The sequence below is a fragment of the Pseudoalteromonas shioyasakiensis genome, assembly GCF_001550135.1.
GTDB classification, from domain to species: domain Bacteria; phylum Pseudomonadota; class Gammaproteobacteria; order Enterobacterales; family Alteromonadaceae; genus Pseudoalteromonas; species Pseudoalteromonas shioyasakiensis.
This window is the reverse complement of record NZ_LRUE01000015.1, coordinates 796,741-818,136: the sequence shown is the minus strand read 5'-3', so window position 1 is coordinate 818,136 and position 21,396 is coordinate 796,741. Positions and strand designations below refer to the sequence as shown.

The window sequence follows — 21,396 nt, the reverse complement described above, 5'->3', positions numbered from 1 at the left end:
TGTCCGTGCGACTTGAAGTCGTATGAAGCGCTGTTCACCGCGATAAGAGTGAACCATCTGTATCACCAGATGACCCTATGGCTCTGAATAAAGCAGCGAGCCAGACAATGTAACAAAGCCAATTGGCGGGAAACAAATCGCGAGAGGCGTTTCTTCCTGATAACCACAATCGGGTAAGTGCTAGGGTGTCAGTATGATGAACGTATGTGAATCCATGTAAGGTGCGTTATACGAGAAGCAGCGGAAGTGGTTTATATGCTGTGGCCAAACGGCAACGTGAGTAGGAAAGAGATTGGACAGTGCTCTTTCGTGATCGATAGGCTCACCGCACTATAGTGGGCATCTAACCTGATATTGCGCGACATACGGAACAAGGTAAGCCTGTATTTCTCCTTACGGGAAAGTAACCTGTGAAGGTTGCCGATAGATGTGCAGGTAAAGGAGGTTGGAAAAAGCCAATGCTGCGTTGTAATGATGCAGATACAGATTTTATCTGGCACGAAAGTGAGCCCACTTCCAACTGGTCTCCCGTTGCAAGATGATTTGAAGAACTTTATTGATGGAGAAACGCAAATGATGACTTCGCTTGAAGTTAGTGCCTCTTCAGACAACAGCGAATGGCAATCCATAAACTGGAAAGTCGTTGAGCAACATGTATTAAAGCTTCAAATGCGTATTGCAAAGGCAATTCGAGAAGGTAAACGGGGTAAGGCTAAAGCCTTGCAATGGATACTGACTCACTCGAAGTCAGCAAAATTACTTGCTGTCAGACGAGTATCACAAAATAAAGGTAAACGAACGGCAGGAATTGATGGCATCACATGGAATTCTGATGCACAAAAACTTGCGGCAGTTAACCAATTGAGCAGAAAAGGCTATAAAGCGAAACCGCTCAGACGCATCTATATCCCCAAGAAAAACGGCAAACTCAGACCATTAGGTATTCCGTGCATGATAGACCGTGCGCAACAAGCGTTACATCTTCTAGCCTTGGAGCCAATATCTGAAACTATTGCTGACCCAAACAGCTACGGGTTTCGACCGAACCGCAGCACGGCTGATGCGATTGCACAATGCTTTAAGTGCTTGTGTAAACCAAGCTCAGCGCAGTGGGTACTCGAAGGCGATATCAAGGCTTGTTTCGATAAAATTGGCCACCAATGGCTAACAGATAACATTCCAATGGACAAACGAATATTGAAACAATGGCTTGGGTGCGGGTTTATCGACAAAGGGTTATTCTACAAAACAGACGAAGGAACGCCACAAGGTGGAATAATCTCGCCAACACTGATGTTATTGACGCTTGCAGGCTTGGAGAAGCAAGTGAAATCGATAGCGCTTAAAACTGGCTCAAGGATAAACTTTATTGGTTATGCTGATGACTTCGTTATCACAGGTACATCGAAAGATGTGCTCGTTAATGAGGTCAAACCGCAACTGGTTAAGTTCCTAAAGGAAAGAGGGTTAACTCTATCTGAGGAGAAAACACATGTTACCCATATTGATGACGGCTTTGACTTTTTAGGGTTTAACCTTCGAAAGTACAAAGGAAAACTGCTTATTAAACCAAGCAAGAGCAACGTGCTGTCATTCTTAAGTAACATGCGTGAACTTATCAGATCACACGCAACTGTATCAACGACAGATCTCATTAAACTAATGAATCCAAAGTTGCACGGTTGGGCGAATTATTATCGCCATTGTGTGGCAAAGCGAACCTTTACCTATGTAGGTCATCAGATCTTCTGGGCGCTATGGCGGTGGGCGCGGCGGCGTCATACCCGTAGAAGCAGAATGTGGGTTGGTCGTAAATACTTTCAAGGTTTAAATGGTCAATGGCTATTTCATGGTTATCAAATGATAAACAATGAAATACGAGTTCTCATTCTTGCTCAAATTAACAAAACGCCAATCAGAAGACACGTTAAGATCCGAAGTGCGTCAACCCCGTACGATCCTAAATATCGGGATTACCTGGAGAATAGGAAGACCAATAATTACGGACGAAATACTTGGGCCCAACCTGTCGTAGCAAGTTTGTGACATTGCTGGGTGACATTATGTTGCCTTAGTGGAGGCTTGAGCCGTATGCGGTGAAAGTTGCACGTACGGTTCTTAGGAGGGCGGCACTTGGTAACAAGTGTCGTCTATCCGACAAACCTTAGTCATTGGCAATCTATCTATTATCAATAGTGACTTTTAATTAGGAGGTCACTATGAAACAAAAACTAAACCACAATGCTACTGGGATGAAACGTCCTTTCAAACTTGAAGAGATTTGGCGTATACGTACTCGCATTGAAATTCAAAATAACTTGATGCAACTGGCGTTACTTAACTTGGCGATAGACAGCAAACTAAGATCATGTGATCTACTGTCTTTAAGGGTTAGAGATGTCGCAACCCAAGATCAAGTTTTCGAGAGGGTTCAATGGACACAAAAGAAAACAGGGATCGAAGTTCAATTTGAGATAACTCCGAGAACACAACAAAGTATTAGCCGTTGGGTTCAAGAAGGTAAATTGAAACCTAGTGAATATTTGTTTAGGAGTTTACGTCGCACTAATCAACCAATAAGCTATTCATATTACAGGTCTATAATCAGGAGTTGGGCTGAGCAGTTAGGGCTTGATTCTGATCTATATGGTACTCACTCAATGCGCAGAACCAAAGCGACTTTGGTTTACGCACGAACCAAAAATATTCGCGCTGTTCAATTACTACTTGGTCACACAAAAATCGATAACACAATTAGATATCTCGGAATTGAGATTGAAGATGCTATCAAGATATCCAGAGAAACAGATTGTTAATTAAGAAAAGGCGGCAATTTAAGCTGCCTTTGTCGGATAGACGACACCTGTTACCAAGTGTCGCCCTCCTAAGAACCGTACGTGCAACTTTCACTGCATACGGCTCAAGCCTTCACGAAGGCACCTAATTGGTACCCAGCAACTTATAAAGCAGCGAGATTAGGCTCATTCCAAGAGTTGCGGCATTGCCTCTTTGCTTTTCTCTTTGCCAAGTATTCTTGGTATAAAGGATCAAAAGGCGTAGCTTCACTCCTGATTTTCACATGTCTCTCTATTGGCACCTTAGCTATTTGAAATAGATTAAACTGACAATCCATGTTCATGTTCATGTTCATGTTCATGTTCATGCTCTTCTGCCAACCGTGAAATTGCCATTGGCCTCGACGGTTGATAAAGTACTTCATGGCGATCCAAGTTTTTGATTTTGTTGGATGACGCCTTTTAGCCCAATGCCATAACGCTAGAAATAGTTTGTGGCTCACATATCCGAATACTTGTTTGGCAACGCAATGGCGATAGTAATTCGACCAACCCCTGAGTTTCGGATTTATCAACTTGATTAGATCGTTAACGGGGGTAGTTGCGTGCTTTTTAATGAGTTCGCGCAAGTTACTCAGAAATATTAACGTGTTAGATTTGCTCGGTTTAATGAGCAGTTTTCCTTTGTACTTCCTATGGTTAAAGCCTAGGAAGTCAAAACCACGGCTAATGTGAGTAATGTGCGTTTTCTCTTCGGAGAGCGTTAAGCCTCTATGTGCTAAGAAGTCAGCAATCAACGGTTTGATATCGTTCTCCAGCACGTCCTTTGAAGTGCATGTGACTACGAAATCATCGGCGTATCCTATAAAGTTGGCTCTCGCCCCATTTTTAAGTGCGGTGGACTTAATGCGTTGCTCAAGACCTGCAAGAGTCATCAGCATCAAGGTTGGAGATATGATCCCGCCTTGTGGTGTTCCCTCGTCAGTGCGATAGAACAGCCCTTTGTCCATAAAACCAGACTTTAACCATTGTTCCAACATTCGTTTATCTACAGCTATATTATTCATAAGCCATTGATGCCCAATCTTGTCGAAACAGGCTTTGATATCTCCCTCAAGAACCCATTGCGCGGATTGCTTTTTACTCAAACAGAGAAAACACTGAGCAATAGCATCAGCAGTGCTTCTATTGCGCCGAAATCCGTAGCTATTTGGGTCAGCAAGTGTTTCTGACACAGGCTCTAGTGCAAGAAGGTGAAGCGCTTGTAGCGCTCTATCGACCATGCACGGGATACCCAAAGGTCTGAGCTTGCCGTTTTTCTTAGGGATGTAGATACGCTTGAGCGGTTTGGCTTGATAAGCCTTTCTGCTCAATTGATTGACTGCTTTCATGCGGCGCGTATCCGTATTCCAGATGACGCCGTCTATTCCGGGCGTTTTACTGCCTTTGTTTTGTGATACTCGCTTAACAGCAAGAAGTTTTGCCGAATGCGAGTGAGTCAGTATCCACTGCAACGCTTTCGCTTTGCTGTGTTTACCTTCTCTTGTTGCTTTTGCAATACGCATCTGAAGCTTTAAAACGTGCGACTCAACAGTTTTCCAATTTATGGATTGCCATTGAGCACTGTCAGGGGAGGCACTAATCTCTTTTGAAATCATCATTTGCGTTTCTCCTTGAATAAAGTTCTTCAAATTCTCTTGCAACGGAAGACCAGTCGGAAGTCAGCTCACTTTCGTGCCAGACAGACGTCTGTATCTGCATCATTACAATCCAGCCTTTGCTTTCTCCAACATCCTCTACCTGCATCACTATCGGCTATATAAGCTTTCCCAAAGGGAGTGATACAGGCTTACCGTGTTCCGTATGTTGCGCAATGTCAGGTTAGATGCCCGCTATAGTGCGGAGAGTTCAGTGATCACGAAAGAGCATGGGGCAATCTCTTTCCGACTCTCGTGCCTTTTGGCTACAGCGTATTAACCACTTCCGCTGTTTCATCGTATAACGCACCTTACGCGGATTCACTTATGTTCATCATACTGACTGCCTAGCACTCACCCGATTTGTGGTTATCAGGAGGATCGTCCTCTCACGATTAAGATCCCGATTGGCGCATACCAACCTTCGTTACATTGTCAGAGCCGCTACTTTATTCAGGCTCCTAGGATCATCTGGTGATACAGATGGTTCACTCATTAAGCGGTGAACAGCGCTTCATACGACTTCACGTCGCACGCCCCAAGACGTGTTTAGGCGAATTACTCAAAAGAGCGAACTTCGGCCATTCAAAATTGCTTTTCTATTTCGTCAAAGTATATTGCTTGCATAGTCAGGAAAGCGACCCAATCGCTCTTTTTTGTCCTGAGACAAAAGCTAGAACTACTGCATTTTAGTCTTAATGGCAATTAGTTAAGAAGTTTGTTACAAATGAGTCATTCAGAAAAGCGAGCGACACTGTGTTAGAAAAACGCGCGATTCGCTCGCTATAGACATGTCATGTTTCAAAGGGAAAAGTTGACTTATGAGTTATAGATTTGGAAATAAACTACTTTTTATTTTATCCGTTATAGTTTTTATTTATAGCCTGTTCAGTATTTTCGAAATGCAATTTTCAGCATTTGGATTTAGCGTTAAACTTAATGAAAATCCTGTATTATTTTATTTCATTGTAGGTGGCTTATTAATGGCCTCAGGCTTTACGTTACTAATAAAGACCTTAGAATTTGCCAAAAGCAAAACTCAACGAGTTGAAACATAACAAGCCATTGCAGTGCGGGGCGCTATAAAGCAACGAGGCATCAGAATTTTGGAAATGCATTTTGTATTTACTTCCTCTAGAGGACTAATTGAATCAGCAGAATATCTGCCGGCACACACTGAAGATGATGATGCATTCTTCAATTCAAATAAATACTCCTTTATCTTAGTTGCTGCCGCTTCATTGGAAAGCTTGCTTAATGAAGGCATCATCTCATGGGCTTTTCGTCATTTCCCTAAAGCTGATCACAAAAGACATGCAACAGCGTTTCTTTCAATGAACTTAAGTAAAAAGTTAGATGTATTAGGGTTCCTTTTATCATCTGGTAAGCTCATTACAGACAATGAAAGTAAAATTTATCAGACTTTGATTAACTTAATAAAACTCCGAAATGAAGTGGCACATAGCAAGGACTTTTATAAAGAAACGGACATTGATTATGGTGAGCTAGATAAAGATGGTGGTAGAAGTTTCCTTTTAGCTTATGATATTTCTAAATTAATGAATAATCACCCTCTAAGTATTGAGCAAGAAAAGTGTCAATTCATTGTGTCGTCATTGAAGCACTCTGCAAGATAACTTTAAACATTCAAAATGTGGTCATTAATGAACGTAATGACCACAAAATTAATCCAAGTTTCATTCATTATATTCAACTCGATTTCTGCCATTTTTCTTTGCACGATATAGAGCTAAATCAGCACGTTCAATTACTGTTAGCGTATTATCATCACTGTGATTAATCGTCACTCCACAGCTGACTGACAATCTTTTTTCGTGAAAATAAATACCATTTATATCTGTAATAATGGTCGTTGCAACCTCTTTTGTTTCATCTAAGGTTGCCCCTTCAATGATGATTACAAACTCTTCGCCACCCCAACGAGCACATAACGCTTTACTTGGAGATACTGACTTTAATTTATTTGAAACAATGACAAGCGCTTTATCGCCTTCCAAGTGACCATAGGTATCGTTTATTTCTTTAAAATAATCAATGTCTAGTAGTATGAAACCAAAATTCGAGCTTTTTAGTAAACTTGAAAGCGTTCTATCTAGTTTTTCTCGATTAAACAATCCAGTGAGTTTATCGGTTTCAGCGAGTTTTTTCATAGAAACGAAATAAGACAATGTGAGCAATGGCAACTTCAATAATATTAAAAACAGAGCCAAGGCCAATTTTAAGAGGTTCCGGATTCTGTGAGTGTTCATAAACTATAAAAGCACACACTGCAAAAGCTAAGTAAACTTCCCCAATTTCGACCTACTAAATAAAATGAAAATGGAGGAATTAATGTTGCCCAAAATAATGAATAGGCCGCGCCGTTAATTGAGATAATAAATGTCAGTATTAAACTGTTAATCAATAACACCACAGCCCATGAAACCGCTTTAATTTTTGAGCTTTTAATGAACCAAACATATAGTAAAATAGACAAAGTTAGCCCAACCGCATCAAGCAAAGCGAGCTCATAGCTGTTGAATTTAAAGATATTGATAACAGTCAGTACAAAGAAGTACACAGTACATATCAATAAAGAATGGGCGATCAAACGGCTTCGCCAAAATAGCTCAGGACTATTGTGGTGTGCTGGAATGTTTTTATACCAATATTTGAGCATAGTAAATTCTGTTTTTAAATTATTACACGCGAGCTATGCTCTCAAGCAAAGGCCCAGTCCTGTCACTCTATCATAGAGAAACGTGCTAGGACTGAGCGAGGTTTTTCATTATTTTTTATCGCCGTTTATTATGTGCAAATCACGTTGAGGGAACGGAATAGTAATCCCTTTGCTCTCCACTTTATCTTTAATTTTACGCTGTGTTTGCCAATATATATCCCAGTAATGTGGTGTAGCGACCCAAGCACGAAGCTGCAAGTTCACAGAGCTATCTGCTAATGTGTGGACTAAATACTGAGGGGCTGGCTCAATCAAAATTCGAGATTCTTCACTAACAAGCTCCCTTAATGCCGCAAGCCCATCTTCAATTGAATCACCATAAGAAATACCCACAGTGATATCCATGCGACGCTTTTCGTTTCTCGTAAAGTTTTTTATCGCATTTGCCCAAACCGTGCTATTTGGGATTGACACAAAAACACCATCGGCGGTTTCAAGGACAGTGGTAAATAGACCTAAATCTTTTACACTCCCTGTATAGCTTGACACTTCAACAAACTCTGCCTTTTTTAGAGGCTTTAAGAAAAGTAGCATGACCCCCGCAGCCACATTACTGAGCGTATCTTTTAGGGCTAGACCAATCGCTAAGCCTGCGGCACCGACGAGTGCGACAAGACTGGCCGTATTGACTCCAAATAAATCTAAAATAATCACAATTGCAATTAAATAAACCACATAGCCTGATAGCGTGGTAAGCAGCTTAGTAATGATTTCATCATGCTTGCTCAATCGGTAAACACCTTTATGTACAGCTCGTTTAAGTAGCTTTGAGCAAATACTAGCTCCTATTAAAATGAAAATAGTAAGCAATGTATTCTTGGCTATCGCTATGATTTGTAATTGGTGCTCAGAAAAAAAGTTTATGATGGTTTCCATCGGTGATTTCCCTTTAAATATAAATAATATACGCGTTTGTTTCTAAATGATTTGATAACGAAAGCTAGTTAATGATGCTGTTAACTAAGTAACCATTGTAAGCAATGTAAGAAGTAAGCAAGACACCACCTTCCCAACGGTTTACCCTGCCTTGTCGGCCAAAACCGTAAGCCATAACCAACAACATAACGGAAAGTACAAGCATCACACTCCAATCTCGGTAAAGTACGTCTGTAGAAATGTGAGGGATAGGCTCAATAATACCAGCGATACCAATTACAGCTAAGATGTTAAACATATTCGACCCCACAACATTGCCAATTGCGATGTCATGCTCTCCCTTTTTAGCGGCAATAATAGAAGCTGCAAGCTCTGGCAAAGATGTCCCTAATGCAACGATAGTTAAGCCGATAATAAGGTCACTGACACCGAGCGCAGTTGCAATTTCAACCGCTCCCCAAACAAGTATGCGAGAGCTAATAATGAGTAATGTTAAGCCCACGATGAGCCAGAAAATTGCTTTTCCTAAGGACATGGCGTGACTTTTAAGCTCAGTATCAAATTCTGTTTTAAGGGTATCACTCGGTGATTTCATACCTGAGTACACAGACCATGCTAAGAACAAGACTAATCCGCCCAGCAACAGACTTGCATCAATCACTGATAAAGCGCCGTCATACAGCAAATACCCCAAAAAAAGTACGACAACTAATAGTAAGGGAAGCTCATTTTTAACAATTTTAGACTGAACAGTGATAGGGGCAATGATGGCTGTTACACCAAGAATTAAGCTAATATTTACAATGTTGGACCCAAGTGCATTACCTAACGCTAAGTCAGGGTTTCCATCACTTGCAGCCATTGCTGATACAACCATTTCCGGAGCCGAAGTCCCAAAACCAACAATAACCATACCAATTAAAATTGAAGGCAAGCCAGCATGACCAGCTGCAGATGCCGCTCCTTCAACAAAGCGGTCTGCACTCCATACGAGTAAGATAAACCCCGCAATAATAGCTGTCATAGCTAAAACCATGACTGAGCCCCCTCTATAGCAATACCTGAAAGGCGTATGGCAGGTCTATTTACAAAATGAAGTGAGCTTTGGCAGTGACGTAGTTTCATTATTTACCCTTAGGGCAGACTGGAATAATAAGGCAATAAACCACCTCTGCCCGAAATGACCCATTGCCTTAAGTCTTGTCAAAACCTGATACGGTTCGAAACTGCCACGAGCGATGTTGCTCGGAGACTGTTGACAGTTTCCTTGCTAAATGCAAGAGACTACTCCCCTAAGTTTTTAAAGAATAATCTATCCCTAATAATAATACAATTAGCTTGGCTGCCTTTTTTAAAAAACGATGAATGTAAAGAATCATCAGAATAGGCCGATATGAAATTACATCACTAAATCAGGGACGTATTATGAAGGTTAATTCTGGAAGTTTACCGCAACCACTTAATAATCAAAATGTGACTTTAGAGTCACCTATAAATGGCAAGGCTCTTTTAGAAACTGAGCTTAAAAAATTGGCGGATGACGTATATCATGAAAGCGCGCCTCCAGAGCTAAACCAAACGTATACCAAACCGCTGACGATGACATCGAGCCAGATAGACATAACTAAAACAGTTGATGACTATATGCATGAGCTAGCTGTTGCTACTGGTGAATTATATTTGCCGGGAGGTAGTGTGCCTAAGGCGGTAGAAAAAATGCTGTCTCCCTATGACTCACTTCTTTCAGATATAAATCGGCAGAACCCTTCATTGGCCTATAAAAATTGGGGAATCGCTATAAACCAATCTGGTGCTTTAGAAGCGACAGGCACAATTACAGGTTTTGAAAAAGAATTCTTAGAAGAAAAACTAAATGATTCAAAGGAACTAGTAAGCACTATATCTGATTTTAAATCTAATTTTTTAAAATATATTGTGCCTGAAAACCGAGGTTATGGAAGGTATGATGTTACGGCTGATAATTTTCTAGGTGTTTTCGATTTTAGAGAAATGCTTGAAAGTTCAAGGAGCAATGACGACTTCAAAAAGACATGGGAATACGAAACTAATTGGTTAAAATTGAATGATAATATCTTGTCACAGTTAAAAAGAAACGCCACAAGTTATTAGGCTTAGTGCCCATATTGTGCTGAAATGAATTCACAGCGTTCCTTACTAAATACTACCATGTAGTGGCATACTTTTATGCCTTAATTTAGTCATGACTCTTCAAATATTTTAACGCGTTTATGTCCAAAAATGAGCTAGAACGACCGTCTGTTTTAGCTCAAAGTGGACCTTTATAGCTCGTATTTTGAATAGTTTTGAGGCAGAAACTACGTATTTTCAAGTTATACCTTTTTCTGGAAGGGTCGTTGTATTGGCCACTTCTTTGCACAACAATTTTAAGCCACTCAACTGTGTAGGTTAACCAAAAACTTTTTGACATAGATTAAATGTGTGCCGCCCGTTTCTTGACCAATCCTAATGTTCTAGTTACATTGGTTAAAACTACTATTGCTACTTAAGCAAGAACAAAGGGTTACAATCTCTCATGGAAGAAGTTAATAAGCAAAACCAAGGCAATATTGAATTAGAAGTTGATGTGATTTCTACTTTTTCACTAGCTGCACAGCAAAATTCATATTCAGTTTTGCGTAATATCCAAATCATTGTACCGGAATGTTACGACAAACCAGTCCATCGTAATTTAAAGTTAAGATTGAATGCTATTGAAGGTTGGTTAGACTCCTCTGAGTGGCTTATTGATGAAGTGATTTCTGGACAGTCAGTTAAATTACCAGTCAAAGAACTTAAATTTCCTTTTGAAACACTTTTTGGCCTGACCGAAGAAGTTCTTCTAGGGCTTAAATTTGAGCTACTGGATGATGAAAACCTTCTCCTGTGTAGTAGTGAGCATAAAGTGAGTATTCTCCCCGCCAATTTTTGGGGTGGAGAGAGTCGTCAGCCAGATTTACTAGCGGCTTTTGTAAAGCCAAATGGTTTATACGTAGAGTCTTTAGTTAGAAAAGTCGCTTTACTTTTAGAAAGTAGTGGCCATGGACGCTCAGTAGATGGATATCAGTCGAACACTAGAGAAAAGCCATATTTGATGCTTGCTGCGCTTTGGAATGTCATTTTTCAAGAAAAGTTAGCATATGTCAGCCCTCCTCAAGGCTTCGCAAAAACAGGCCAACGAATTCGTCTAGCAGCGGATATCAGCCAATCTAAAATGGCCGCTTGTTTAGATTCTTCTGTCTTATTTGCAAGTTGTATAGAAGCTATGGGTCTAAATCCTGTGGTGGCTATCACTAGTGGGCATGCTTTTGCTGGTGCTTGGTTAATTGATGAGAAGTTGCCAATTCTTTGTAATGATGATCCACAGGATATAAGAAAGCGCGTGGATAACCGAGATTTAGTCTTGTTTGAAACAACGCTCGTAACAAATGCTTCCCCTGTTACATTTGAACAAGCAAAAGATCATGCCAGAAATTTACTTGCCGAGGATAAAGAAGAAGAGTTTGTAATGGTTTTAGATATTGGCCAAGCACGAGCTCAGTCAATTAAACCGTTATCAACTATAGAAGAGGCTAAAGCTGAAACTGAATCAGTAGATGAAACAGTTGAACTTACTTTACCTGAAGTTCCTCCTTTACCTCCCGTTCGTGCTGAAGAGCGTGTTGTCGAAGAAAGCCCTGAAACACGCATTGACTCATGGTGCCGAAAGCTTCTTGATTTAACTAAGAGAAATAAACTTTTAAATTTCAATGATAAGTCGGTATGTATAAAGTTATATTGTCCTGATATAGCTAATATGGAAGATATGTTGGCGGATGGGACAAAGTTTAAATTCTTATCAACTCAAGAAAGTCCATATTTTGATTCAGAACGAGACAGTGAGTTATTTCGTTTCCAAACCGGCTCGGAAATACATAAAGAGTACGCTCTTAATCAGTTAAATAATAAAATTTTATTAGCTAATCAGCCTCCTAAAAAGGTAGAAAAAAATGCTATCGAGCTGTTTCGGAAAGCAAAAAATGATTTAGAAGAAAGTGGTTCAAATACACTTTTCTTAGCACTGGGTTTCCTTAAGTGGAAAGAGAACCCAGAGGATACCCGAAGCTTTAAAGCCCCATTAATTCTTATTCCAGTTAACCTCACTCGAAAAAGTGCTCGAGCTCCCATTTATGTTGAGCAATTACAAGGTGAGGAAGCAATCTTTAATCTTACTTTGATCGAGTTTTTGCTATCTGAACACGATATCAACTTAAATGTATTTAAAGATGAGCTGCCTGAAGATGAAAGTGGGATAGATGTTCCATTTATTTGGAGTCAGGTAAGGCAGGCTGTCAGTGAGCAAAAGGGATTTGAGGTAGTTGAGGAATTAGTTTTATCTTCATTTTCATTTGCAAAATATTTGATGTGGAAAGATTTAAGAGACAGATTGGATGACTTAAAAGAAAATCGATTTGTTCAGCACTTAGTAGAAAGTCCAAAAGATGCTTATATTCAATCTGCTGAGTTTGTTGAACAACATCAAGTTGATGAGGCTATAGACCCTGCTGAAGTGTTTACGCCTCTTAATTGTGATAGTTCGCAATTAGTTGCTGTTGATGCTTCAGCAAAAGAGCAAGATTTTGTACTTGAAGGACCTCCGGGGACAGGTAAATCCGAAACAATAGCTAACATTATCGCTCATAATATTGGTAAGGGGCGGAAGGTTTTATTTGTAGCTGAAAAAATGGCTGCATTGAATGTAGTATACAAGCGATTGCAAAAAGTAGGTTTGGACCATCTATGTTTAGAGCTTCACAGTAATAAAGCGAACAAAAAGGTCGTTTTAGAGCAATTAGCTCAGGCTTGGCAATCAAGAGAGGGATTAAATCCTAATGCGTGGTCTATGCATGTTTCTGAGCTAAAGGATAAAAAAGATAAGTTAAATGATTATGTGAGAGAGCTACATAAAAAATCACAGTCAGGAGTATCCGTTCGAGACGCAATATCAAGGCTTGCTCTTCATAAGGGGAAAGTCAAACTTAACTTAAATTGGCCATTAGATTTAAGTGCAGATAAAACCTTAAAAAGTGACTTGAACACACTAAATGAAATCGTTTTGCAGCTTAAAATTGCCTTTGAAGATATTCAAGAACTCGACTTTACTAGCTTCTCTTATATAAATGCTACTGCATGGTCAAATGTTTGGCAAAGCCAGCTAATAAATAAAGTTGAAGCTTGGTTTATTGAATTTGAAAGTATTACAGATAAATTCCAATCGGCTCTTTCTACCCTAGGCATCGATGCACCTGAGCTGAACAACAAGAATTTCTTGGCCTTGAATTCATTTTATGAATTAAAAGAACTTGTGAAGTACCGTGATATAACTTTTGTCTTAAAATCAGGCTTTAACGAGCGATTTGAGCTTATAGAGAACTTAGCTCTCAAAAAAGAAAAGTTAGATGAGCTTATTAGCAAGCTAGGTAGCAATATTGAAGTTAGTCAGCTATTGAAAGCTCCAATAAGCAGGTGGTACTCAGAATATGAAGCTGCAAATAGTAGTTGGCTTAAATCTCTATTTGCTAAGTGGAAAGTTAATAAACAAGCAAATGAGTTTGGGTTTAAGAAGTTTAGTGATCTTTCTATTTTAGCTGAGCTATTAGAAGCAAAGCAGCTTGCCAATGATATTTCTGAAACTAATGATGAACTTGAAGCGTTAGGTATTTGGAAAGGTTGGTTAACAACTTCGAAAGACTTAATAGCTACCGTGGGGTTCGGAAGAAAAGTAAAAGCTAAGTTAAATAGCGCTCTTTCGTTATGTAATGACCCAACAGAAGCTTTAATAGTAATTAAAAAGCAATTTGTTGACGGCAGAGATTTTATTGAAAACTCTCAACTAGAGGCTAAATTAGATGATTTCGCCTTTAGTTATAAAGAATTTGAACAGGCGCACAATAACTTACTCGATTTCAATGTTACAGATACTTCAGGTTCAAGTTTAACTGAATTAAGTCAAGCCTTAAGTGTAATAAAAAACAATCAAGCGAAACTTAAAAGCTGGTGTGAGTGGGTTTGTGCCAAAGCAAAAGCTAATAGCGTTGGTTTAGAGTCTGTTGAGCAGGCATTAAGCCAAGGTGTTATTTCATCTTCAGAATTACTAGAGCAATTTGAATTAGCTTATTTTTCTTGGCTTGCACCTCTTTTGATTGATGACAGTGAAATTTTAAGAGAATTTAAGGCTTCAACACATGAAGCTACTATTGAAGCATTCCGTAAATTAGATGAAAAAGTAGCTGAAGTAACAAGTGATTACATTATTGCTCTGGCTTCAAGTCGAGTGCCAACTAGTGAAATCAAAGATGCTAAAAACGACCTTCACTTCGGAGTTTTGTCGAAAGAGATCCAGAAAAAAACTCGTCATATCCCAATTAGAGCTTTGATTAAAGAGCTTGGTGAGTCATTGCTGGAGCTTACTCCATGTATGATGATGTCACCGTTATCTGTTGCTCAATTTCTGCCATCAGACTTTAGAGGATTTGACCTAGTTGTGTTTGATGAAGCATCTCAAATGACAACATGGGATTCTGTCGGCTCAATTGCCAGAGGGCGCAATGTAATTATTGTTGGTGATCCTAAACAAATGCCTCCAACCAACTTCTTCGCGGCCGGTACTTCCGATGCCCCAGATGAAGAAGATCTTGAATCTATTTTAGATCAAGCTTTAGCTGCTCGATTACCGCTAAAAAGGTTGATGGGTCACTACCGAAGCAAACATGAGACTCTAATTGCATTCTCAAACAGCAAGTACTACGAAAACTCATTAGTAACTTACCCATCATCAGAGACAAAAGAGTCAGCTGTTTCTTTACATCGGGTTAATGGCCTTTATGCAAAGGGCAAGGGTCGGAACAATATCAAAGAAGCACAGGCTGTTGTAAACGAAATCACTAAGCGATTGCTCAACAAGCAGCAACAGAAATTGTCAATTGGTGTCGTTACTTTAAACACAGAGCAGCAACGCACTATTGAAGACTTACTCGACGATGCTAGAAGGAATAACCCAAAAATTGAAAAGTATTTTCATGAAGCAGAAACTAGAGAGCCTGTTTTTGTTAAAAACTTAGAGTCAGTTCAAGGTGATGAGCGAGATATCATAATGCTTAGTTTAGGTTATGGTCCTACTGAGCCAGAAGCGAAAACGATGAGTATGAACTTCGGTCCATTAAACAAACAAGGTGGTGAGCGCAGACTTAATGTTGCCATTACGAGAGCAACGACTGAAGTCGTAATTTTCAGTAGTTTTGATTCTTCAATGATTGATTTGAGCCGTACCTCTTCAACTGCTATCGAACATTTAAAACATTATTTAGAGTTTGCTGAAAGAGGGCCTATTTCACTTGCGGAAAGTACGTCGGCTCGTTACGGAGTGGATCAGTTTGATAGTGATTTTGAACAAGCCGTTGCAAACGAATTACGCAACATGGGTTGGAAGGTCCAAACACAGGTTGGTGTCAGTAAGTTCAGAGTTGATTTAGGGATTCTTCATCCAGATAAACCCGGATGCTACATTGCTGGTGTCGAATGCGACGGTGCTACATATCACGGCTCACCAGCAGCTAGAGATAGAGATCGCGTAAGACAAATAATCCTTGAAAGTTTAGGTTGGAATATCGTTAGGCTCTGGTCTACGGACTATTTTGTAGATTCAGAAAGTGCACTGAAAAAGTTAGATTCAAAGTTAAATGAAATACTTGCTACTGAGAGAGAAAAGGATAGCTTGTTAGAAGCAGAAGCAGAAGCAGAAGCAGAAGCAGAAGCAGAAGCAGAAGCAGAAGCAGAAGCAGAAGCAGAAGCAGAAGCAGAAGCAGAAGCAGAAGCAGAAGCAGAAGCAGAAGCAGAAGCAGAAGCAGAGGTTCTAAAAACGGCTGCTAATACCAATTGCAAAACATCTTCAGCTCAACATGAAACATCTCTTGTAGCAAATACTCAACAGCTTACCAGTAATGTGCTTGATGCAAGCAACTACTTTAAAGAAGAGTATAAGCCACGGTTAACCGAAATTGCTCAAGAAACATTGAAAGAAAGACCCGGTATCACATTACATACTTTGGCATTGGAGATTGCTAACTTACACGGCTTAACACGTACGAGTAAAAAGCAAGTTGATTACATTTATGAGCTTTTAAAGCCATGGGCAGGAATTAAAGAGAATTCGGGTTTCTCGCCAACAGTTTGGTTATCGCCAGAAGATACTTGCGAGTTAATACATTGGCGTGGTGTGAACGCGTTTGGATACGAGAGAAACTGGAAAGAGCTTGCTTTTGAGGAAGCTCTAGGATTAGCAACTTTTGCTAAAAGTAATAATAGCTCAAACCCTGTAGAAGAGATGTGCTCTGAACTGGGCTTAAAAAGAAAGCATGAAACTACTATTAAGCAATTTGAGCAGTGGCTTTCGCTTGTCGAATAAGTTTTACTGTTTTTCAGTGGTATTGTGGTTAGTTAACTTGACCACCCAGTAAGATAAATGAAAAGTTTGTTAAGGATCAAGCAAGTGGAATATGGGCTTAAATAAAGCTTATTTTACAATACCGCTTATATAAAAAAGAATACGGATGTTACTCATGAATCGCCCCGAGTTCATCGGAGACTAGTTTGTTTAAGTCAGGCCACCTTACCTGACTCGTTTAAATTATCATAGTAGTCTGTTTCATATTGAGCTGGTGAAATATACCCAATTGAAGATAATAGGCGTTGATTATTAAACCAATTAACCCACTCTAACGTTGCGTATTCAACAGCATCAACATTCTTCCACGGGCCATTTCTGCGAATAATCTCTGTTTTAAATAATCCATTTATTGTTTCAGCCAATGCATTGTCATAAGAGTCACCCACACTCCCTACAGACGCTTGAATTCCAGCCTCAGCAAGTCGCTCAGTGTATCGTATAGACAAATATTGGCTGCCTCTGTCGCTGTGGTGAATTAACCCCCCGGGGTTGCCACGATGCCAAATAGCTTGCTCTAACGCATCAAGAATAAGTTCTGTGTGCATTGTCGTTGATATACGCCAACCTACAATGTATCGTGAAAAAACATCTATCATGAAAGCGACATAAACAAACCCATTCCATGTGGCAACATAGGTGATGTCAGCGACCCAAAGTTGATTTGGCTGCTCAGCAGTAAATTGACGATTAACTAAATCCAGTGGCTTATCTTGTTGCTCGTCAGGTATCGTTGTCTTATGTGCTTTACCCCGTCGAACACCTTGAATTCCCATAACTCGCATCAATCGCTCGACTGTAAAGCGGGCGACTTGATGGTCGTCAAGCTGTAGCGGCTTCCATACTTTTCTTGCACCATAAACTGACATATTACCCTCCCACACTTCGCGAATGAGTATCATCAGCTCAGCATCACGCTTTTTGCGGTTAGACAGTCGCTCAGGCTCTCTTTGTATCTGTTTATGAGAATAATACGTTGATGGTGCAATCGGCAATTCCTTGCAAATTGACTCGACACCGTAATGCTCTCTGCAAGCATCAATAAAATCCACTATTACTTCTGTTTGCGGTCGAGCTCCGCTTGGGCGAAAAAAGCGGCAGCTTGCCTCAGGATATCATTCGTTCGCTTGAGCGCTTTATTCTCGCGCTCTAAGGCGGCAAGTCTTTCTTCAGTTGATTGCGTATTAGAAGAGGGTTTAGACGGTTGAGCTTGAGATTTCTTGACCCATGCTCTAAGTGTTTCTGGGGTACATCCCAGTTTATCTGAAATCGATACTAGCGCAGCCCAAAGAGAAGGGTATTCATGCTGTTGTGTGGTAACAAGCCTAATTGCACGTTCACGAAATTATAATGTATATCGATTTGATTTTTTCATAGTTCCAGTTTCTCAAGTTATTGAGTCTCTGGCAAACTCGGGGCGATTCACCTTTGAGAAACAGTGTTTGCTAACTTGTAATCTTCGATTAATTGAGTAAGCATAACAAGCTCTTCTCCTTTAGGAGTGTTAGGTTCAGCAACGTCCCAAAGCTCATCTACACGCTTGAGTGCTTTTTTAAGTTTTGTTTTGAGTTGATTGATTTTATCGATGTGATAGCCATGTTAAGTTTGTGATTTGGTTGGCGTCGGGGGTACTTCTTTGTTTTCTCTGCATTGAATTGAAATCAAGTTACCACTCTAAGTGTTTTGTTCTAATTCAAATTGGAGTTTTCATGGAATTGTGTATGTTATTTACGTGTTAACCGATTACGTTATTTTAACCTTATATGTGTAAGTTACATTTCTTTGAAGATTTCTATAGTTAGTTATAAGGGTTGTTTTTGGATAATTACGATAAAATTCTAGTTAGCTCCAATTTAATCCGGCGCCATGCATCAATGAAGGTTGATTACAGTGCCCCGGTGCAAGTATTTATGTGGCAAGTTTTGCAGGATTCACTTGAAACTTTGGATGTCAGTCGTATTTCTGTTTGGTTGCTTAATTCGGACCCAGAAAAAAGCATTTTAGAGTGTGTTGCAAATACTGATTGGGGAGTTAATGATATCCCTAAAGACCTACCATATCTAACTAAGAGTGATTACCCGCGCTATTTTGAAGCAATAGAATTCGGCGCTCCAATTATAGCTGATAATGCGCATACTGATCATAGAACAATCGACTTCACTTATACTTATTTAAAAACAGAAAATATCAAGTCGATGCTTGATACAATTATCTTTAGTGAAGGGAGTCCTATCGGGGTTGTTTGTTTTGAACAAAAAGCCAATTTCAGAGAGTGGAATAAGGATGAAGTTTATTTTGCTGAGTTGATTGCTGATTGTTGTACATATCGATTTATGGCCCAAAAACAAGCTAAGCTAGAAGATAAGCTTGTTAACTTAGTGTTTTATGATGACTTAACTGGTGTTTATAATCGTCGGTATTTTTTTGATGCCATTGAAAGAACTATAAGCCTCCATGTACGAAAAAGCTTGCCTTTGGCTATTGGTTTTATTGATTTCGATAATTTTAAATCAATAAATGACACGTACGGTCACCAAGCAGGTGATGAGGTATTAAAGGGGTTTTCAAAGATAGCTCAGACTTTTCTTAGGCGTGAAGATTTAATTTTTCGCTTTGGAGGTGAAGAGTTCGTTATTGTGTTTCAGGGGGTCAATGTCATAGAGGCTAAGAATGCTCTAGTAAGGCTGCAAAGTGGAGTTAAAACTATGTTGATTAACCATGGTAACAAAGCGTTGAATTTTACATTTAGTGCCGGTGTGGTTGAGTTACATAAAAAATTGTCCATTAAAGATGTGATAAAGCAAGCTGATAAACTACTATATAAAGCGAAAAAAGAAGGGAAAAACCGTGTTGAATACTAGGTAAAATACGTTACCTACTCATTAAAATCACGTTCCAAACTAATGTTCAAATGGGTGGTGTAGCAAGTTATTTAAGATTTAAACGGTAACAAAAAACTTTCCAGATCTTGTGAAGATAATGGCTTAGAATAGCTATAACCTTGAAGCATGTCGACATTTTTAGACTTGCAGTATTCAACATGCTGCGTTGTTTCTACTCCCTCAGCAATAACTAAAAGATCTAGTTTATGCGCAACACCCACAATAGCTTCAAATATGGCACTATCATTATTTCTGTATGGTGCATAGTCTACGAATGACTTATCGATCTTTAACGTGTTAACTGGGAGTTTATTTAAGTAACTTAAAGATGAATAGCCAGTCCCAAAATCATCAATAGCAATGTCTACGCCTTGTACTTGAAGTAATGATAAGTTTTTTAGAAGTTCATCATCAGCTTCAATTAAGGCATGCTCTGTTAGCTCTAGTCCAATATCTGATGGGATAAGTTCATATATTTCAAGTAATTCAGAAAGCTGTGAAAAGAACTCCTTTTGGAGCAATTGCTTTCCTGAAATATTAATCAGCATGCGAACATCATTTATACCATTAGAGCGCCATTTTTTTAGTTCTTTGAGGGCCATATGAAATATTAAGTTACCAATTGGGATCATGAGACCGACTTTTTCCGCAATGGGTATAAAAGTATCAGGAGTGGTATTGTTTTTATTAGCATTAGAATCCCAACGCAATAGAGCCTCACAAGCAACTATTTTTTCAGACTGAGCGCAGTAGATGGGTTGATATACAAGGTGAAACTCTTCATGTATTAGTGACTCTCTGAGGCGCTGTGATATCTCAATCTGGAAATGCGAGCTATCGCTCATCGCTTTGTTATAAATTCTAAACTGACTACGTCCATTTTCCTTGGCGTCGTACATTGCGGTTTCAGCGCACTGTAATAAAGTTCTTACTGAATTTCCATCATTCGGAAAACGACAGATCCCGACACTAATTGAAATAAAAATCAGTTGGTCATGCAGTTTTAAAGGTGAATTAAATGAATCAACCAAAAGCTGAGTTAATTTTTCATGATTTGATGAGGGCTTCGAACTCAAAATAACTATGAATTCATCAGCGCTAAAGCGAGCTATGTAGTCAGTTTTTTCTAATGGGGTAGAGAGGCGCTCAGAAACTTTAAGGAGTAATTCATCACCCGCTTCATAGCCGAAAACATCATTCACATCTTTGAATCGATCTATATCGATAAATAGTAGAGAAAAGCCCTTTATATTGCTTGTTATAAGCTCATTAATAACTAACTCGATGGAATGACGATTCAAACAGTTAGTTATTGGATCATAAGACACCATTTTTTCCAAAGCTTTACGAACAGATACTTGCTCAGAAATATCAATATCTAAACAAAACATTTCAAATTCATCTCCTCTAGTTTTTAATAAAACATGAGATGAAAAAACAGGCACCGGCTGACCCTTAATATCTTGTAAAGTTAATTCGGATGATGGAATGGGAATGTTGTGTTCAAGCCAATTTTTATGTGCTGCAATGACATCCTTTTTCATTGAAGGAGGGATGATCAAATCTTCTAGTTTTTTTCCTAAAGCTTCAGTTTGAGTGTACCCATATAGAAAGGTACTTGCTTTATTCCAATAAATTACTTCACGATGTCGATTGTAGCCTTGAACAGCTACTTTTGAGAGTGATTCAATGAGCTCTAAGAAGCGAACGTCAGGCAAGTTTGTTGTAGGACTGAAGGTTGAGTTAGTTTCAAAGTTGTTTTTTTTCATTACGGCTCTTAATGCGCCTTAGCGTCATACTAAAATAAGCCTAGAAAATAGTTCTTTTTCAGTCAAGTTTCCATTTGGTAGTGAGTTTCTTTAGATATAGCTTAGGGAAAAATAAACCTTGTTCTTATAGTATTGCT

The 21,396-nt window shown here is 39.3% G+C and carries 13 protein-coding genes and 1 other annotated feature; of the genes, 6 read left to right on the top strand and 7 right to left on the bottom strand.

Annotated elements, in window-relative coordinates; genetic code table 11:
* The first annotated feature begins 573 nt into the window (after window positions 1–573).
* On the top strand, window positions 574–2,046 hold the full coding sequence (ltrA, locus tag PASHI_RS12855; RefSeq protein ID WP_062564752.1) for a group II intron reverse transcriptase/maturase: 1,473 nt from the start codon (window positions 574–576) through the stop codon (window positions 2,044–2,046).
* A gap of 173 nt (window positions 2,047–2,219) precedes the next feature.
* Window positions 2,220–2,816, top strand: coding sequence for a tyrosine-type recombinase/integrase (locus PASHI_RS12850; RefSeq protein ID WP_062565915.1), 597 nt, complete (start codon window positions 2,220–2,222; stop codon window positions 2,814–2,816).
* Between the two features lie 143 nt (window positions 2,817–2,959).
* On the opposite strand, the gene ltrA (PASHI_RS12845) is transcribed toward PASHI_RS12850, so the two are convergent.
* Complete coding sequence (ltrA, locus tag PASHI_RS12845) at window positions 2,960–4,456, bottom strand: group II intron reverse transcriptase/maturase (RefSeq protein WP_062565914.1); 1,497 nt, start codon at window positions 4,454–4,456, stop codon at window positions 2,960–2,962.
* Between the two features lie 1,142 nt (window positions 4,457–5,598).
* Between ltrA (PASHI_RS12845) and PASHI_RS12835 the strand changes: the two genes are divergently transcribed.
* Window positions 5,599–6,129, top strand: a complete 531-nt coding sequence (locus PASHI_RS12835; protein WP_156426486.1) for a hypothetical protein — start codon at window positions 5,599–5,601, stop codon at window positions 6,127–6,129.
* A gap of 60 nt (window positions 6,130–6,189) precedes the next feature.
* Here the strand turns inward: PASHI_RS12835 and PASHI_RS22260 are convergent, their stop codons facing one another.
* The 4 genes from PASHI_RS22260 to PASHI_RS12815 form a co-directional block, all read right to left on the bottom strand.
* Window positions 6,190–6,663, bottom strand: coding sequence for a GGDEF domain-containing protein (locus tag PASHI_RS22260; RefSeq protein ID WP_062565911.1), 474 nt, complete (start codon window positions 6,661–6,663; stop codon window positions 6,190–6,192).
* 95 nt (window positions 6,664–6,758) lie between these two features.
* Entirely contained in the window at window positions 6,759–7,172 is a 414-nt protein-coding gene (locus tag PASHI_RS22390; RefSeq protein ID WP_062565910.1) for a hypothetical protein, read from the bottom strand.
* 108 nt (window positions 7,173–7,280) lie between these two features.
* A complete protein-coding gene (locus tag PASHI_RS12820; RefSeq protein ID WP_235576289.1) occupies window positions 7,281–7,961 on the bottom strand; it encodes a mechanosensitive ion channel family protein in 681 nt (226 codons plus the stop codon).
* Between the two features lie 211 nt (window positions 7,962–8,172).
* Window positions 8,173–9,144, bottom strand: coding sequence for a calcium/sodium antiporter (locus tag PASHI_RS12815; protein WP_062565909.1), 972 nt, complete (start codon window positions 9,142–9,144; stop codon window positions 8,173–8,175).
* 389 nt (window positions 9,145–9,533) lie between these two features.
* Between PASHI_RS12815 and PASHI_RS12810 the strand changes: the two genes are divergently transcribed.
* Window positions 9,534–10,238, top strand: coding sequence for a hypothetical protein (locus tag PASHI_RS12810; RefSeq protein ID WP_062565908.1), 705 nt, complete (start codon window positions 9,534–9,536; stop codon window positions 10,236–10,238).
* A 424-nt stretch (window positions 10,239–10,662) separates the two neighbouring features.
* A complete protein-coding gene (locus tag PASHI_RS12805) occupies window positions 10,663–16,569 on the top strand; it encodes a DUF4011 domain-containing protein (RefSeq protein ID WP_062565907.1) in 5,907 nt (1,968 codons plus the stop codon).
* Between the two features lie 194 nt (window positions 16,570–16,763).
* On the opposite strand, the gene PASHI_RS12800 is transcribed toward PASHI_RS12805, so the two are convergent.
* Window positions 16,764–17,938, bottom strand: a protein-coding gene (locus PASHI_RS12800; protein ID WP_244269400.1) for an IS3 family transposase whose coding sequence is annotated in 2 segments (ribosomal slippage) — window positions 16,764–17,704 and window positions 17,704–17,938 — 1,176 coding nt in all. Because the reading frame shifts where the segments join, the coding sequence is not laid out codon by codon here.
* Window positions 17,589–17,705: a sequence feature (AL1L pseudoknot), on the bottom strand. Its footprint overlaps the gene before it by 117 nt.
* Window positions 17,939–18,425: 487 nt before the next feature.
* Here PASHI_RS12800 and PASHI_RS12795 point away from each other — a divergent pair.
* On the top strand, window positions 18,426–19,469 hold the full coding sequence (locus PASHI_RS12795; protein ID WP_062565905.1) for a sensor domain-containing diguanylate cyclase: 1,044 nt from the start codon (window positions 18,426–18,428) through the stop codon (window positions 19,467–19,469).
* Between the two features lie 71 nt (window positions 19,470–19,540).
* Here the strand turns inward: PASHI_RS12795 and PASHI_RS12790 are convergent, their stop codons facing one another.
* Entirely contained in the window at window positions 19,541–21,259 is a 1,719-nt protein-coding gene (locus PASHI_RS12790; RefSeq protein WP_062565904.1) for a sensor domain-containing protein, read from the bottom strand.
* Window positions 21,260–21,396 lie beyond the last annotated feature (137 nt).

Excerpts from the sequence above, each read along its gene's own strand:
- ltrA (WP_062564752.1), top strand. The coding sequence starts at position 574 with ATGATGACTTCGCTTGAAGTTAGTGCCTCTTCAGACAACAGCGAATGG.
- PASHI_RS12850 (WP_062565915.1), top strand. The coding sequence starts at position 2,220 with ATGAAACAAAAACTAAACCACAATGCTACTGGGATGAAACGTCCTTTC.
- ltrA (WP_062565914.1), bottom strand. The coding sequence starts at position 4,456 with ATGATGATTTCAAAAGAGATTAGTGCCTCCCCTGACAGTGCTCAATGG.
- PASHI_RS22260 (WP_062565911.1), bottom strand. The coding sequence starts at position 6,663 with ATGAAAAAACTCGCTGAAACCGATAAACTCACTGGATTGTTTAATCGA.
- PASHI_RS22390 (WP_062565910.1), bottom strand. The coding sequence starts at position 7,172 with ATGCTCAAATATTGGTATAAAAACATTCCAGCACACCACAATAGTCCT.
- PASHI_RS12815 (WP_062565909.1), bottom strand. The coding sequence starts at position 9,144 with ATGGTTTTAGCTATGACAGCTATTATTGCGGGGTTTATCTTACTCGTA.
- PASHI_RS12810 (WP_062565908.1), top strand. The coding sequence starts at position 9,534 with ATGAAGGTTAATTCTGGAAGTTTACCGCAACCACTTAATAATCAAAAT.
- PASHI_RS12805 (WP_062565907.1), top strand. The coding sequence starts at position 10,663 with ATGGAAGAAGTTAATAAGCAAAACCAAGGCAATATTGAATTAGAAGTT.
- PASHI_RS12790 (WP_062565904.1), bottom strand. The coding sequence starts at position 21,259 with ATGAAAAAAAACAACTTTGAAACTAACTCAACCTTCAGTCCTACAACA.